General features: G+C 54.4%; 13 protein-coding genes and 3 pseudogenes. 11 read left to right on the plus strand and 5 right to left on the minus strand.

Annotation, left to right across the window (positions count from 1 at the left end; translation table 11 throughout):
- Window positions 1-4: 4 nt before the first annotated feature.
- The 11 genes and pseudogenes from FY152_26270 (at window position 5) to FY152_26320 (ending at window position 13,209) form a co-directional block, all read left to right on the plus strand.
- Window positions 5-2,026, plus strand: coding sequence for a protein virD3 (locus FY152_26270; GenBank protein UXS35653.1), 2,022 nt, complete (start codon window positions 5-7; stop codon window positions 2,024-2,026).
- Between the two features lie 73 nt (window positions 2,027-2,099).
- Window positions 2,100-4,106: a type IV secretion system ATPase VirD4 gene (gene virD4 / locus FY152_26275; protein ID UXS35728.1), complete on the plus strand. Its 2,007-nt coding sequence runs from the start codon at window positions 2,100-2,102 to the stop codon at window positions 4,104-4,106.
- A 111-nt stretch (window positions 4,107-4,217) separates the two neighbouring features.
- Window positions 4,218-6,743, plus strand: a complete 2,526-nt coding sequence (locus FY152_26280; protein ID UXS35654.1) for a virA/G regulated protein — start codon at window positions 4,218-4,220, stop codon at window positions 6,741-6,743.
- 69 nt (window positions 6,744-6,812) lie between these two features.
- Entirely contained in the window at window positions 6,813-7,379 is a 567-nt protein-coding gene (locus tag FY152_26285; protein ID UXS35655.1) for a virA/G regulated protein, read from the plus strand.
- A 452-nt stretch (window positions 7,380-7,831) separates the two neighbouring features.
- A complete protein-coding gene (gene virE3, locus FY152_26290) occupies window positions 7,832-8,083 on the plus strand; it encodes a VirE locus virulence protein VirE3 (protein ID UXS35656.1) in 252 nt (83 codons plus the stop codon).
- A gap of 115 nt (window positions 8,084-8,198) precedes the next feature.
- On the plus strand, window positions 8,199-8,390 hold the full coding sequence (locus tag FY152_26295; GenBank protein ID UXS35657.1) for a type IV secretion system effector chaperone VirE1: 192 nt from the start codon (window positions 8,199-8,201) through the stop codon (window positions 8,388-8,390).
- 13 nt (window positions 8,391-8,403) lie between these two features.
- Window positions 8,404-10,074: a type IV secretion system single-stranded DNA binding effector VirE2 gene (locus FY152_26300; protein UXS35658.1), complete on the plus strand. Its 1,671-nt coding sequence runs from the start codon at window positions 8,404-8,406 to the stop codon at window positions 10,072-10,074.
- 66 nt (window positions 10,075-10,140) lie between these two features.
- Window positions 10,141-12,195 carry a virA/G regulated protein gene (locus tag FY152_26305; protein ID UXS35659.1) on the plus strand — a complete coding sequence of 685 codons (2,055 nt, stop codon included), beginning with the start codon at window positions 10,141-10,143 and terminating at the stop codon, window positions 12,193-12,195.
- A 212-nt stretch (window positions 12,196-12,407) separates the two neighbouring features.
- Window positions 12,408-12,482, plus strand: a pseudogene (locus tag FY152_26310) (cupin).
- Window positions 12,483-12,566: 84 nt separating this feature from the next.
- Window positions 12,567-12,955, plus strand: a pseudogene (locus FY152_26315) (IS66 family insertion sequence hypothetical protein).
- Window positions 12,952-13,209, plus strand: a complete 258-nt coding sequence (locus FY152_26320) for a transposase (GenBank protein UXS35660.1) — start codon at window positions 12,952-12,954, stop codon at window positions 13,207-13,209. The pseudogene FY152_26315 and the gene FY152_26320 overlap by 4 nt, the downstream one beginning before the upstream one ends.
- Here the strand turns inward: FY152_26320 and FY152_26325 are convergent.
- The 5 genes and pseudogenes from FY152_26325 to FY152_26345 form a co-directional block, all read right to left on the minus strand.
- Window positions 13,017-13,388 (minus strand): hypothetical protein, encoded by a 372-nt coding sequence (locus tag FY152_26325; protein ID UXS35661.1) that lies wholly within the window; start codon window positions 13,386-13,388, stop codon window positions 13,017-13,019. The two genes, FY152_26320 and FY152_26325, sit on opposite strands and share 193 nt — an antisense overlap.
- Window positions 13,364-14,095 (minus strand): sugar phosphate isomerase/epimerase, encoded by a 732-nt coding sequence (locus FY152_26330; GenBank protein ID UXS35662.1) that lies wholly within the window; start codon window positions 14,093-14,095, stop codon window positions 13,364-13,366. Before FY152_26330 ends, FY152_26325 begins: the two co-directional genes overlap by 25 nt.
- A 23-nt stretch (window positions 14,096-14,118) precedes the next feature.
- Window positions 14,119-14,645 (minus strand): annotated as a pseudogene (locus FY152_26335) (NUDIX hydrolase).
- Window positions 14,646-14,848: 203 nt separating this feature from the next.
- Entirely contained in the window at window positions 14,849-15,625 is a 777-nt protein-coding gene (locus FY152_26340) for an inositol monophosphatase (protein ID UXS35663.1), read from the minus strand.
- A complete protein-coding gene (locus FY152_26345) occupies window positions 15,618-15,902 on the minus strand; it encodes an agrocinopine phosphodiesterase (protein ID UXS35664.1) in 285 nt (94 codons plus the stop codon). The genes FY152_26340 and FY152_26345 overlap by 8 nt, the downstream gene beginning before the upstream one ends.
- Between the last annotated feature and the right edge of the window lie 188 nt (window positions 15,903-16,090).

A 16,090-nucleotide genomic window follows, 5' to 3' on the forward strand; every position in this document is an offset into this window, starting at 1 on the left:
AGTGATGGCAAATGAAGAGTTCACCAGACACTATGCGTGGCCCGTTCCTGTGGCTTCGAATGATGAAGGGCGTGGGACCGCGCGGATCCCCATCCAGGCACAATCAATCGTTGCTGGAGAAGACGGTCGGGACACTTCGGTCCCAACGGCTTTGTCGCGACCGCCAATTGAAGATATGCCGCACGGCGTCCAAGAAACATCGGCGAGTGGCGGACGACTGGGAGCGGCCGGTCTGCGGGATCCCGTAATCCCGCCAGGAATATCCGAAGCCCGCACGGACCTATCCGCAATTTTGCGGAAAAAAAGCGGTTCTTTCCGCACCGGTATGCAGTATCTGCGTGAGCTTGAACGGGAAAATCTTAATAAACAAGACAGGGAAGCCAGTGCGTTGCCAGATTTAAGTGCAAGGGGCATAAAGCGACCGCGCGAAATTGAGTATCCCGGCAATGCAAGCGGATTAACCATAAAGAGGCAAGACGGCTTAGGCATAGAGATCAATACTATCTCGGCATCTTCGCCCGTGAACCGGGCCGCGCATTCGTCGAACTGGCAAGGCGCGCCGGAACCGGGCGTGTACAATGTTCAGCCATCGGCAGATAGAGCACAGAAATCTGCGCAGGAAAGTTCGACGTTTCCCGATGGCACTCCTGTTTCCGCTCTCTATTCAGGCCCACTCGCAGAATGGTTCGAGAGGGATACTGGCAGCGAGACGACCAGGAATTCAGGCAACACCATTTCGTCACCGCTCCGAGGGCTGGAGGAGTTCGGCGATTCCGCGGACAGCCGGTATCTTGGGCGCGAAGCTCAGAGTCTTTCAGTTACCGTAACAACGCCTAATTCGAATGCTGAGGCAAGTTCTCATAGCGCACACACTGAAACTCTCGACGATGTCAGCAGTGACCGCTCGAGCGAACAGGGGAGGGGTGCCCTTGGCGCCGCAATCCTTGGATCCCATCATGACCTTTCACCGCGTGCGCAGAAGTTATCACAAACAAACCGCGATTCCCCTGAACTGACCGACGCCGACCTGGCAAAAGTCGATGCGGTGTTCGAATCTCTCTCCAAGGGGCCCCCGGCCGGGGAGAGCGCCGCACCGGACTTTCGTGAGCGCGGACCAGGCGGCGCTTTCCAGAAAGAAGGCGTGTCCGACAGGGCGAACGGGGTGCCCACTAACTGGGAGGTACCTTTTGGTCGCGGTGGCGGGCATTTACCGCAAGCGCTGAGGTCCTCAGGAGTGGAGCTCGATGACTTCCCTGATTTCACCGAGGCCGAACTGGCAAAAATCGACGCACTAGTCGAATCTCACTCCAACAGATCTTTATCAGTGCGAAATATAGTACCAGATTTGCGCGGAGCGGGAGCAGACAACGTTTTCCGGAAAGAAGGCGTTGTCGAACGCGCGGAGAAGATGCCGATCGATAGTGTGAGTCTTACCAGACTGAATGGCGAGCGTTCACGTTCACCGAAGACATCGCAAGCAAGCCTTGACGATTTCCCCGATCTAACCGATGCCGATCTGGCCCATATCGAAGAGTCGGAGCGGATCGCAAGAACTGCTGTTGAAAAGGGGAAGCAAAAAATCTCGACCGAAGCCGATACGCGGTTTGATTTGGGCAACTCTTCTGCACCCCGGGTTAGCCCTCGATCGGTTACCCCGTTGGTTCCCAATGCCAATCAGCCGATTACATCGTGGTTCTACGAGGCACAAAAGACTTGTGACAAATTGGTAGAGAACACTTACGTGAAGCCGGCCGTTGACAGTTCTAGGGCGCGAAATGACGTCGAAAACACCGCTGCCAGGCTTGGTGACCCTGCTCCTGCTTTGGGGCATGACAATCTTGGTAGAACTCGCGCGTTAACGCCCGTTCGCGACGTGATGTCTAGACCCAGCGCGGACCGACAACTGGCTAGTCATGCGGCAGAACATTCGGCAATAGACGACATTTGGAAACGGGATGACCGTGATCGCAGGACACACCCTTATAGAGGATTGGATTCGCGTTCACGTGAAGGTTACGGGCGGTAAAGGCTGTGTTGTTCGCAGCAACACCCAAATCAAAAGCCCTATTTGCGATCGATCGAAGAATCTCGGTGAAGTGATGAATTCGAGCAAGACTACGCCCCAGCGTTTAGCTGTCAGCATCTTATGTTCGCTGGCAGCCGGTTTTTGCGCGGCAAGTCTCTATGTAACATTTCGCCATGGTTTCAATGGCGAAGCGATGATGACGTTTAGCGTCTTCGCCTTTTGGTACGAGACCCCGCTCTATATGGGTCATGCGACCCCCGTCTTCTATTGCGGTTTAGCCATTGTCGTCTCGACGTCTATTGTTGTGCTGTTAAGCCAACTTATCATATCGTTTCGCAATCACGAGCATCATGGCACGGCTCGTTGGGCGGGATTTGGCGAAATGCGGCACGCCGGTTACCTGCAGCGCTATAATGGTATCAAGGGGCCGATCTTTGGCAAGACGTGTGGCCCTCGTTGGTTCGGCAGCTATCTGACCAATGGCGAACAGCCTCACAGTCTTGTTGTCGCGCCAACGCGCGCCGGCAAAGGCGTTGGCGTCGTTATTCCGACGCTCCTAACCTTCAAGGGTTCGGTGATAGCCCTCGACGTCAAAGGCGAGCTTTTTGAGCTGACTTCCAGAGCACGCAAAGCGGGCGGCGACGCCGTTTTCAAGTTCTCACCTCTGGATCCAGAGCGACGGACTCATTGTTACAATCCCGTCCTCGATATTGCAGCTTTACCGCCCGAGCGGCAGTTTACCGAGACGCGCCGCCTCGCCGCAAACCTCATCACGGCCAAAGGCAAGGGAGCGGAAGGCTTTATCGACGGCGCGCGGGACCTTTTCGTTGCGGGCATCCTTACCTGTATTGAGCGCGGTACGCCAACAATTGGTGCGGTCTACGACTTATTTGCTCAACCTGGAGAGAAGTACAAACTTTTTGCGGACCTCGCGGAAGAAAGCCGAAATAAAGAGGCTCAGCGTATTTTCGACAATATGGCGGGTAACGACACGAAAATTTTGACTTCTTATACATCAGTGCTCGGCGACGGCGGACTTAACCTGTGGGCTGATCCATTGGTTAAAGCAGCGACAAGTCGATCAGATTTTTCCGTCTATGATCTGCGTCGGAAGAGGACCTGCGTCTATCTTTGCGTCAGCCCCAACGACCTCGAGGTCGTGGCGCCATTGATGCGCCTCCTTTTTCAGCAGGTCGTGTCAATTCTGCAGCGATCACTGCCAGGTAAAGATGAGCGGCATGAAGTTTTGTTTCTCCTTGACGAATTTAAACACCTGGGGAAGCTTGAGGCAATCGAGACCGCGATTACAACCATCGCCGGTTACAAAGGCCGCTTCATGTTTATTATTCAGAGTCTCTCGGCCTTGACGGGCACCTACGATGACGCGGGCAAACAAAACTTTCTCAGTAACACTGGCGTGCAAGTATTTATGGCCACGGCCGACGACGAAACACCGACCTATATCTCAAAAGCTATCGGCGACTATACGTTCAAGGCGCGTTCGACCTCATACAGTCAAGCCCGAATGTTCGATCATAACATCCAGATTTCCGATCAGGGGGCACCGCTTTTGCGCCCCGAACAAGTGCGCTTGCTTGACGATAACAATGAAATCGTCCTTATTAAAGGGCATCCGCCTCTCAAACTACGAAAGGTGCGATATTATTCCGATCGTATGCTGAGGCGCCTTTTCGAATGCCAAATTGGCGCCCTCCCTGAGCCCGCATCTTTGATGCTTTCGGAAGGTGTCCATCGGGATGGGCAAGACCTCAGTCAACAAGCCGCCGTCACGGAGGCGCAGGGCTTAGGTGACATCGATTCGATACCTAATAATATGGAAGCCGCTACACCGCAAAACAGTGAAATGGATGACGAGCAGGACAGCCTCCCAACTGGAATTGACGTCCCCCAGGGCCTTATTGAAAGCGATGAGGTGAAAGAAGACGCCGGTGGCGTGGTGCCAGATTTCGGTGTTTCAGCTGAAATGGCTCCAGCTATGATTGCACAACAGCAGCTGCTGGAGCAGATCATTGCGCTTCAGCAACGATATGGACCCGCGTCCTCGCACTCGGTGAAATGACTTCAAGCTGCCTTTCACATTGGAATCATTCGATGCGGGGCGTCGTCAGATATTCCGGTTGTATCGAATGCGGAGCTAGACCCCGAGGTTGCCGATTAAGCAGATATCGCCATGAGACCTTCAGGAAACCCGAACGTCGATCTTAGCGGTTCGACTGCATCGCTTGCCGAAGTTCCCGCCGGAGCTACCCCTGTCCTTAATCTAATCGAGCCCAGGAACCGTCCGGCGGACGACTCGCTTGAGGGCCAAACCGATCGCGGCGAGCATCCATCTGCATCATTTGACTATGATGGCATGAAGCTTGGCGCCGCGGAGCGTGAAGCATACGAGAACTGGTGTCTATCGAACCGGCCTACATGGAAAGATCTGGTACTCAGGGCGCGCCTTGATGCAATCGACAGTTCCGCTTGGCTCCCCGATTTGGGCGAGGAGTCGCCTTTGATCTTCAGATATGAAGGGATTCCGCTGGGTGAGGGGGAACGGCAAGCCTACAAAGAATGGCAAGAGGAGGCTCAGCCCACATGGGAAGACCTCGTTGTCAACGCACGAATGGCGGTACCTGATCCTTGTGCTGACGTTGCAGACGAGCACAATCCCCTCAAAGAAGGCGAGGAGTTTCGGTCTGAAGCGTCGAAACGCAAGCGGAAAAAACCGATCGACCAGGACGAGAATTCTCCTACATCGTTTTACTATGACGGGATGAGGCTCGGAGAACCCGAGCGCGAGGCATATGATAACTGGGGCAACGCGGAGCCGCCCACGTGGAAAGACCTGGTACTTAAGGCGCGCCTTGATGCAATTGACAGCTCCGCCTGGCTCTTTGCTTCAGAAGGGTCTTCCTCGACTTTTGAGTATGAGGGAATTCCGCTGGGTGAGGGGGAACGGCAAGCCTACAAAGAATGGCAAGAGGACGCTCAGCCCACGTGGGAGGACCTCGTCATTAATGCACGCATGGCAGAACTCGACCATCCTTCTTGGATTACAGACGAGCACAATTCCCTTGAAGAAAACTTAGAGTTTCGGCCCGATGCAAGACAGGCCAGCCTGAAGGACTCGACCGACCAGCGGAAGAGTTCTTCCGCGTCATTTATCTATGATGGAATGAAGCTCGGGGAACCCGAGCATGCTGCATACGAGAACTGGAGCAAACCGGAACGACCGTCATGGGAAGCCCTCATCCTAGATGCGCGCCAGGCTTCCATAGCAAGCTCTTCGGTTTCGAATTCGTTACTTGCAAAGACATCCTCGCCAGTCTTTCTATACGAGGGAATGTCGCTAGGGGATGCGGAACGTCAAGCGTATGGAAGGTGGAGGCAGCCTGCCCAACCGCGATGGCAAAATCTTGTGGTGAACGCGCGCCTTGCGGATCTTGATCCGTTGGCCTGGATTCCCGATGAACATGATCCGTTTGCGGAAGCCGAGGCGCTTAGCCCCACTTCGCAATCGAGTGGCGCCAACAAGTCCAACCGCGCTTTGGGTAATCAATCAGATTCAGGCCGGCCCGCCTTCGCATATCTGGCAGCACAAGAGGCGAGTCACCTGCAATCACCGGCATGCTCACAATTGGAAACGAGGCGTGCATTAAATTTCGGGTCGCCTGGACCGGATGCAAATCCAACGGAAAGCATCGCCAAATGTAATCGTTTGGATGGCGTCAGTAAAATTAAGCGATTAGGCACCAAAGGCCGCCGGGCAGTAAACGCGACTATTCACGGCGGCAAGTTCGGTGCGCAAGGACTGTTGTCCGAAGATTGCGGACAAGCGGCTGAGCCCTCTCCGTCGGAACAAACTACTCGGCCGCGAACCGATAATATTGGTACCTATGCAAGCCGGAAAAACGAACGAGCTCGGCTGGCTACAGAGACCGGGAAATACGAATCGGAGCACATTTTCGGATTTAAGGTCGTCCACGATACTTTGCGGGCGACCAAAGAAGGCCGTCGTCTCGAAAGGCCAATGCCGGCATACCTCGAATACAAGGAGCTTCATCGGCAACACGTAGGGACAGGAAGAGGACGGACTGGACTGGTCGGGCGCGGATGGCCAGATGATGCGAGCTATCGCGCAGATCAAAGGGCAACCCTGTCGGACCCTGTTGCGTCCGCGGAAGGTGCAACAGCTTCAAATGGGTACCAGTTGAACCAGCTGGGCTACGCGCACCAGCTCGCCACCCATGGTCTCCAAAGTGAAACGCCCGATGGGGTTACCATGCCAATTCAAGTTGCGACAATTAGCTACAACTATACAGTGAGTCGTGATCCGGTCCTTTCACCACCCAGCAAAGAACAAGCGCCCCCATTGCTACACCTTGGGCCTCGTGGGCAAACGGAAGCTGTGCTTGCCCGCGAGACCGCATTGACCGGAAAATGGCCAACTCTCGAGCGTGAGTGTCAAGTGTATCAGCGGTTTTTGGCCCTGTACGACGTAAAGAAGGATCTGGACGCCAAACAACTTGGTGTACGGCAGAAAAAGCAGGCACTCGTTGCGGCGTTGAACCGGACCGCCGGCTTAATTGGCGCGTCACCTTTGGAAGCTCAATCGTCGACCGCTAAGGTTGAATATACTACCGACGAGCCCGATGAACGACGGGTTTATGATCCGCGCGATCGAGGCAGAGACAAAGCGTTCAATCGCTGACAAAGTCGCCTAGACAATGATTGTTACGGACTTCGCAATCGATTTCTTGACAGCAGTGCCATTCAACTTTTGATCCACCATCTGCTTGTCTCGTCCCTGGAAAATAATCGGCGGAGAAACGCACGACAGCTTCTATTGCCAAGCCCCGTGCGATCGATCTCATGGCATATTCCCGTTATGGTCGATTTTTCGAGGGGCCGCGCAACCTCTCTCAGCAAAGATGAAGTTCTCGCGGGTCCGCCATGGGTCTCCAGGAAAATCCTGGGCGTCACGGTCGGTAAAGAATTGAAGACTTTAAGCAAACGCGAACTTGACGCTCAAAGATTACGCGCCGCGGAACGCGCCCTCGATAAACAAGTCTGGCAGAATCCTCCCGTTAACCCCTCCCGGTCGCAACGAGGAGATGCCAATAGTCATCTTCGAAACGAACGCGATGAGCGGCTAGAGTCGGAGATGACGATCGCGCATCAAGCCGCTTCCGTCTCCGTTGGCGAGGATCGCCAAGCTCTTGATGCCGCTCGATCGACCTTGAATGAACTGCACAACTCGCCATCGTCGGATGATAGGGCAAACTTGAGTTCGCCGAGAGCCGAAATTTGCGACCGTACAACGTATCCGCCGTCTCCATCCCATTGAATACGGATATTCCTGAGCATTGAGGTCCGTGCCAATACGTCTCCGGCAAGAGCTGGAGATTTGGCATGGCGGATGATGAGGGATTTGCTGGGCGCTTTGAGATTGTCGAGGCGCGTCGAGGAATACTATCCCCCTCGACAAGCGAAGAGTCTGATCCGTGGGGTCGAGGCCGTGCAGAACACCGTAAACGCTAACGGCGGGATCCCGAATGACCAGTCATTGTGGCATTCCGAAAGAATTACATTCACACGGCACCGGTTACTCGATCACTATCTCCTGCGGCCTTATTCGATAAAGTCGTGCTAACTCCGTGACTTGGCAAGAATTACATATGAAACGCGATATTCGTTTAATGACGGAGGCTCGGATGGTAGATTCACCGAAGGCTCAATTCTATTAGGAGTCTTGATTGTGTCCGAAGAGTGACTGCCGCTGCAGCAGCCTAGAAAGCAATGCACGGTGATGATGTTGATCGGACGGCTTTCGTCCCGCGCAGGCTACCGGCTGAAGCCGCTTACGTCGATAGTCAAGTTGACCTGGCGGCAAACCGACAACCTCACTGTGTGACTTGTTTTGAGCGACTTTTGGTTCAAGAGAAAGATGAAAACCGTCGACGATTGTGGGCTTCCGGCAAAGCATGCGCCACGTCTGAAGAGAGTTGTGCAGGAGGCCCTACACTCGCACCGGGCCATTCGGGGCCATGAAGATGGAGCAAACCTTAATTTGCACCGATAATTTTCCGTTCGATGGATTTGGGCTGGGCAGGATCGGAGCGGAAGGCACTAGGAAAATCGTAATTTCTGTAGGAGAAACAATGATATGGTGATCATCAAGCTAAATGCGAATAAAAACATGCCTGTCTTGGCGGTTGAGAAGCCGCAAGAAATTCACAAAGAGGAGTTGAGCGACCATCACCAGTCAAATGGCTTTACGAGTTTGGATCTCGAAATGATTGAACTGGAGAATTTTGTCCTTCACTGCCCGCTCCCCGAAGAAAACCTAGCCGGCTAAAAGGAGTTAGACGATGGATCCGAAGGCCGAAGGCAATGGTGAAAATATCACTGAGACCGCAGCAGGCAATGTCGAAACTTCTGATTTCGTGAATTTGAAGCGCCAGAAGAGGGAGGGCGTAAATTCCACCGGGATGTCCGAAATTGATATGACGGGTAGCCAAGAAACTCCCGAACACAACATGCACGGAAGCCCGACTCACACGGATGATCTCGGCCCGCGGTTGGATGCGGACATGCTCGATTCTCAGTCAAGTCATGTTTCTAGCAGCGCTCAAGGCAATCGGTCTGAGGTTGAAAATGAGCTATCCAACTTATTCGCGAAGATGGCTTTACCAGGCCATGATCGGCGTACCGACGAGTATATTCTTGTGCGGCAAACCGGACAAGACAAGTTCGCAGGTACTACTAAAGGTAACCTCGATCATCTGCCCACCAAGGCGGAATTCAATGCGAGCTGCCGGCTCTATAGGGATGGAGTCGGCAACTACTATCCCCCGCCCCTCGCATTCGAGAGGATCGATATCCCGGAGCAATTGGCTGCACAATTGCATAACCTGGAGCCAAGAGAACAGAGTAAACAGTGTTTTCAGTACAAGTTGGAAGTCTGGAATCGCGCTCACGCAGAGATGGGCATCACTGGCACCGACATCTTCTATCAAACAGACAAGAATATTAAGCTCGACCGAAATTATAAATTGAGGCCTGAGGATAGATATATACAAACAGAGAAATACGGGCGCAGAGAAATTCAAAAACGCTATGAGCACCAGTTTCAAGCTGGTTCACTGCTGCCGGATATCTTAATCAAGACCCCGCAAAATGATATACATTTCTCGTACAGGTTTGCGGGCGACGCTTACGCTAACAAGCGATTTGAGGAATTCGAACGCGCAATCAAAACTAAATACGGTAGCGATACCGAGATCAAGCTCAAATCCAAATCTGGGATTATGCATGACTCCAAATATTTGGAATCATGGGAGCGGGGCAGTGCGGATATCCGTTTCGCAGAGTTCGCCGGCGAGAATCGAGCTCACAACAAGCAGTTTCCGGCTGCGACTGTGAATATGGGAAGGCAGCCAGATGGCCAGGGAGGCATGACTCGCGATCGCCATGTAAGCGTTGACTACCTATTGCAAAACCTACCCAACTCCCCTTGGACGCAAGCCTTGAAAGAGGGAAAGTTGTGGGATCGAGTTCAGGTCCTTGCTCGCGACGGAAACCGTTACATGTCACCTTCAAGACTGGAATATTCCGACCCCGAACACTTTACCCAACTGATGGATAAAGTTGGTCTGCCCGTGTCGATGGGTCGGCAAAGTCATGCGAATAGTGTCAAGTTTGAGCAGTTTGACAGACAGGCAGCGGTTATTGTTGCGGATGGCCCGAACTTACGTGAGGTTCCAGATTTGTCCCCGGAAAAGTTGCAACAACTGTCTCAAAAAGATGTCCTGATAGCGGATCGCAATGAAAAGGGGCAAAGAACCGGCACTTACACTAATGTTGTGGAATATGAGCGCCTGATGATGAAATTACCGAGCGACGCAGCGCAGCTTCTCGCTGAACCGTCCGATAGATATTCACGTGCTTTTGTCCGGCCGGAGCCAGCATTGCCCCCCATCAGTGACAGCCGGCGGACTTATGAAAGCCGACCGCGCGGCCCAACCGTAAACAGTCTGTAGATTTCCTGATACCGCGTCAGTGACGAAGCCCTTTAGTTCAAAATATGCATTTGAAAGGATTCAACAATGGTCGACACGACGAAGAAGAGTGTCGCGAAGTCGCTTACGGCTGACATGCGCCGTTCTGCTAAGCGGCTTTCTAAGCAAATGCGTAAAGCCTCGCTTACTGAAGAGGAGGCAACAAGGAATCTAGCCCGGCTCGAAACGCCGGACCAGAAGCGAAAATATGTCGCCGATATGCAGATAATCGACAAGCTGGAAGACGGCTTTCGAGGCGAAATAAGCTATAAAATGCTTGGAAATAAACAGCTTCGGGTCGACAGCCCAAAAGAATTAACGCGCGAGCATGGTATAATAAGAAAAACAAGAAAGGTTCTGAAGCGTAACGCAGAGACTGGCAATGTTTACTTGGGTCTCCACGAAAAGAAGACCTGGAGGAGCGTTAGCAGCCATCTTTATGCCGAGGACGGTACACTTCGCGCGAAGCATGTGAAATACAAAGACGGACGCTTTGAAGAAAAATGGGAACGAGACGAAAATGGCCTGCTGTTCCGCACGCAGTTTGTCAACCGAAATCGGCTATTTCAACCTATTTCCGAGAAGGTCAGCACACCCTACCGGAGCGGACCGGAAAACCGGCTCTTTCGTGAACTAACCCGTCGAAAAGGTTCCAAGCAGGAAACTTTTGAGCGGGACGAAAAAGGCAACCTCGAGCTCATCGGCAGCAAACGTCTCGGCTTTTCCAAGAATTCGACGAAAGCCGTGGATCGTCAGACCTCTCAGACGACAATTCGAAAACTTGGTGGCGCATTCAGCAAATCTTATAGATCCCTGCTAGACACAGAGGGCAACGAACTTGGCCGAGATATATCGAGTCATCGACGGCTCTTCAACAAGCGATCGGCTGTCTACGATGAGGCTAGCGGGCAATTGACGAGCACCAAGCATACGTTCGGTAAGATCTACAAGAGTGAAACAGCGTATTTGAACGCTGATATCAAAAAAGTCTCAAAAAAGATACTCGGCGTGACGGTTCGTCGGAAACTGACGACGCTAAGTGAACAAGAACACGACGCTCAGAAGCTGCGAAATTCGGAATCCATTGAGCATAGGAAGGCTTGGCAAGAGCGCGCAGTTATCCCTAGATCGCCTCCACGGGAGACGGCAAATGTGGATTCGGCGCCGCAGTCGCATCTGGTCAACTCTCTTAGAGACGGCCGTCGTGATGAGGCTGAGCCTAGGGTTGTGCCTGCAAAAGACCGACGATTTGATGGCGTTATACAAAATTCACCCTTGTTTCGGCAACCGAACTCCGAGCGACGGGTCGGTTCCCAAACACTACCTCCATCGTCAAATGTGCGTGCCTCAGATCCAGTTTTTCCAAGGGAAGGCGCTAAGTCGGAAAAAGGGCCAGTGGCGGTCAATCTCCAGCGTGATAATGAAAGGGAAAAGCAAGAGGAAAAAAACCTCAGTGAGAGGCGGGGAAATCTCTTCCGGTCAAGCCGGTCAATAACAGAGATGTCGTTTCCCGGATCGCCGGAAAGAATAACGATGTTAGGTTCGCGGCGGGCCTCGATAAACCCATCCGCCGATCCGCAATCGCCGGTCGGCAGAACGGATTCCCAAGCGCCGCCGATGTCCTTATTTCCGATCAATAATCATCAGTCGGATCCAAACGAGCAAGAGCTCTTGAGTTTCCTGCATAGCGTGCCAGTCCCGCCGCCTTTGGAAGTACATGGCGCACCAGGCGGGCGTGTTGAGGACAGCCTCCGTGGAGCTTCCGGAGACAGCCTGGTGCGAACGAGTTCAGTGTCGGAGAGTGTGTTCGATGAACATTCGCAAGGGCCTTTGGAACGCGATCACTCGACCAATGCGACAAGTGAGCGCTTTGATCCGCAGGCTTTGTTTGGCGAACCGGGCTTGTCGCGCGTCTCAGAAACACGACCAGAACTCTCGATGCAAGGCGACCATTTGACAAATTCGGAACAGCAAGCGTTACTGAATGAACTGCTTAGTGTGCCATTACCGGGTCCTTTGCCGAAGGCGGATCATGAGCGACCGAGGGTTTTGGAAAGCTCACGGAGCCGAGAGCGCTCCATGTCAGGAGGGCTTTCACTTTAGAATGAAATTACCGATTCAAGTGTCCACCCAGTGGCTTGATTGAAACAGGCCAAGATGTGCGGAACACACCACTTCGAGGTGGTGCTCGAGGAATAGTTCAGAGTTGTGACATCCGTCTGCGCAGCCTCTACGCATATTAGATGACTCTGCGAGAACGTTTGTGTAGCTTGCAATGTAGCTATGTTGAACCGCCAGCCCATAGGAGCAACGCCGTGAGTGTCTCATCAAAGCCCACCTGCCGTGTCGTGCGGCCCCGCGATACCTATGCCGGAAAACAGGGCTTCAGCGTAACCGATGTCCTACCCCCCCCGTTGTTCTCGCCGCCCTAATCTGTGATCGGCTTTCCATGGACGAGCAACGGGAGTTTCTCCATGGAGAGTACATTGGAGTTTCTCACAACCAGGAAGTCTGGACGTGAGATTCACCGGCATTGGCCGGACGAGGTCAAGGCGCAGATCGTTTCGGAAAGCTTGAGACCTGGCGCGCGATGGTGAATGAGGGCGCCGAGCGCTATGGATTGCGGGCGAACCGCCTTTCGACTTGGCGAACGATGGCGCGGCAGGGCAAGCTTGTTCTACCTGCACCCGATGACCCAGTGGAGTTCGCAGCGGTAGTCATCGATCCACCCGTTGCGGAGCCGCTGATCAATAAAACTAGCCGCCCTGAGATCATCGTCGGCGCTGTCACCATCCGCCTGGAAGAAGGTGCGTCTGCCGCCCGCATTGCCGCTATTGCGCGTGCCTGCGCGGTTCCGGCATGATCTTTCCGTCGAACCGCGTACGGATCATGGTCGCGAGCAAGCCGGTCGACTTCCGTAAAGGTCATGATGGATTGGCGGCATTGGTCAAGAATGAGCTGCGCAAAGATGCCGTAATCGGCCGCATGCGCATAGAAGGCGCGCTCTTCCTTCGACAGCCCCGGCCGTTCCTGCTCCCCGACCATGCGAAGACATGCTTCCTGGATCTTGCGCGTTTGACGACCGGATCGAGGGCGTCGAATTTCTTGTCGAAATAGGTTGATTGCCACTCGCGGTGATAGTTGGTCACCGCGATGATATGCTTGTGCTGGATGTGAAGGTAGGCAAAACCGGTGAAGCCGAAATGCTCGGCGAAGTCCGCGAGCCCGGTCTTCAGGATGCATTCATCGCCCTCGATTGCGGCAAGATCGGTCAACTTGTCCAGCCAGTGCTGCATTCCATACCCCCATCTGTGATTACAACTATCCTTGTCGTCGCGGTCCGCCTCGACAGTCGGCGACCGGGAGCCCCAAGGACCGGGGCCATGGCGCGCAACTGATCGCGGAAATCGAGGCCGCGATAGTTGGATTCCAGGTAGGCGTGGCTGAAGTCGATCAGGGCTACGACATCCGGATGATTGACGGCTTTCACCGTTGCGGCAACTTCGGCCGGAGTCTGACGATACTGGCCCGGCTCCGTTGTGAAAATATTCTCAAAGGCGATGCGAATACCGTACGCTTTGGCATGCTCGCCCGATTCGAGCAGCGCTTCGCATTGACGCTCGTCAGCGCCGGCGCGTTGAGCGATCTGATCGGCGCGCAGAAAGCCCGCGTGCTGGACGAGAACGCGGGCGTCGATGCTGTCGCAAATCTCGACCCGTGCCTTGGCAGCATCGACCTGGTGCCGGCGCGTTGCCGGGTCCATGAAGTTCGAGGACACGAGGCCGTGCACGGTATAGCGGAAGGAAAACGTCTCAAGAAGGGTTCTGAGCCGATCGGCACGCTCTTTGACGATGCGGCCACCTGCGATCAGATCGAGGCTGGAAAGGGCGAGTTCGACCGTGTCGACGCCGATTGCCTCAAGGCGGCGCAGCTCTCTCTCGAGGCTGTCAAGCTCGCCGTCCGTCGATGCCGTATTGAAGCCCGTTGCGATAATATTGTTCATAATGATTTCCAGTTCTGAGGCGCTTAATCCGCTTTGGAGGCGACGGCGGCGGCCCGTTGGATTTCTCGTTCTTCGAGCCTCGCAAAGAGGCCGCGTAGCTCCGGCTCGCCGACCGCCGATGCCGCCAGACGGGGACTGAACCATTGAAGCTCGCGTTGATGGCGTTCCGGAAAGTCGTCTTCCATCCGCTGGACATCGAGAAGATGGACCTGGACCATTGCCGGAATGAACTCGCCGTCACCAAGCCTCTTCACGTAGGTGTAATGACCCCAAGCCTTTTTTCGGACGCGTCCCCGGACACCAGCCTCCTCCCAGGCTTCCTGGCTTGCGACCTCATGCGGCTTCTTTTTCGCCATTGGCCAACCTTTGGGTATACCCAGCGCCCGGTACCCCGGCTGGTAATAAGGAGAACCTCGATTGGGCCTGAACTGTCATCGGTTCGCCGATAGCAAATAGCGGCGTACTGGGTCCTGATTTCGCCGGTCCAGAGCTTGTCAGCTACCATTGCCAGTCGTGCTAAAGCTGTTTGTCCTGCAGGTTCACCGGGCATGGCGTGATCCACCCTCGAATTGAGAAAGCGTAGCGGTCATCCCTGGCGCGGGTGCCGACGCGTTCAACGAACTGAATATTCCTTTCCGATGCAGGATTCCTTCGAAACAAGAACCGCATCCGGCTTTTGAGCGGCGCCGCGGCCTGTAAAGGCGCTGCGCCACGATTGCGAAGAAGTGTTCAATCAAAGCGCCGGGGCTTCGACTACGCGGCCGCTGAGACCTTTTCGATCAGTGGGCGCACCTTGCTGAGGAATTCCTCGCTTCCGCACGCAAAACGGAGCTTCGACGAGAGATCGATCCTGTCCCAGTCGATCGTATTGGAGATGCCGAGATGGCCGAGTATCGGCAGTGCCGCCATCACATCCCAGGTCAAATCCCCGAGCGACACGTAGCCGTCGGTCTCGCCCATCGCCACTTCGATCATCGACAAGGTCGCGGCGCCGCAGAACCGGAAGCTGATCTTCAGATCATCCGAAATAAAGCGGCTGAAACCGGTCGAGGCACGCGACATATCAAGCGCTGGCAGCGGCTTGATCGGTTGACCGTTCAACCGTGTTGGAACGGTCTTGCCGCCGACCAGAATCAGATCTCGAACAGGTGCATAAATCACGCCGAATGACGGACGACGGTTCTCGTACAGACCAATCGAGATCGCCCAATTCTGGCCGCCGCGGACGAAGTTGAATGTTCCGTCGATCGGATCGATGACCCACACGCGCCCGGAGGCGCCAGGAATCTCGCCACTTTCTTCACCCATGATGCCATCATCGGGGAACGCCTCCCGCAAGCTGCCAATCAGGAATGCCTCAACGTCCTTGTCGGCCTCGGTAACGAGGTCGAGGTGTCCCTTTGTCTCGACGGGAAGGCTCGACAGGGAACGAAAGTGATCGAGGGCACGCTCGCCGGCTTTGCGGGCGATCTTCTCGACAATGGCAGCGGTATCCTGCTCGGCAGACTTTGGCATATTCTGATCAGCCATTTGCTTCTTCTTTCAGCCTTGCAACCTGTGCGACATCATCTCCGAGAAACTGGTCGAGCTCCCCGTCGCGGGTTCCCTGGATAACCTGAGCTTCGACATTGATGCCGTACTGCATCAGCTTTTCATGATGTCCGGCTGGCAGGTAGCAGAATGCCGCGAAGCCCTTGTCTCGAAGCTGGCGCGCCTCGCCGCTGGCGAAGTGGTATATCTCGATGTTCATCGCATCGAGGTCGGCCTGGCGGGCAATAGCGGCAGGGTCGATCAGCCGGGAATGCATCAGGCCGACAGTCGGAACTTCGGGTCCCCGACCTGTACCATTCGGTGAGCAATGGATAGGGGAGTTGATATCGTCAACCGTTCACTTCTAAAGAAATAGCGCCACTCAGCTTCCTCAGCGGCTTTATCCAGCGATTTCCTATTATGTCGGCATAGTTCTCAAGATCGACAGCCTGTCACGGTTAAGCG

The organism is Agrobacterium tumefaciens, from assembly GCA_025560025.1.
In the GTDB taxonomy this organism is placed as follows: domain Bacteria; phylum Pseudomonadota; class Alphaproteobacteria; order Rhizobiales; family Rhizobiaceae; genus Agrobacterium.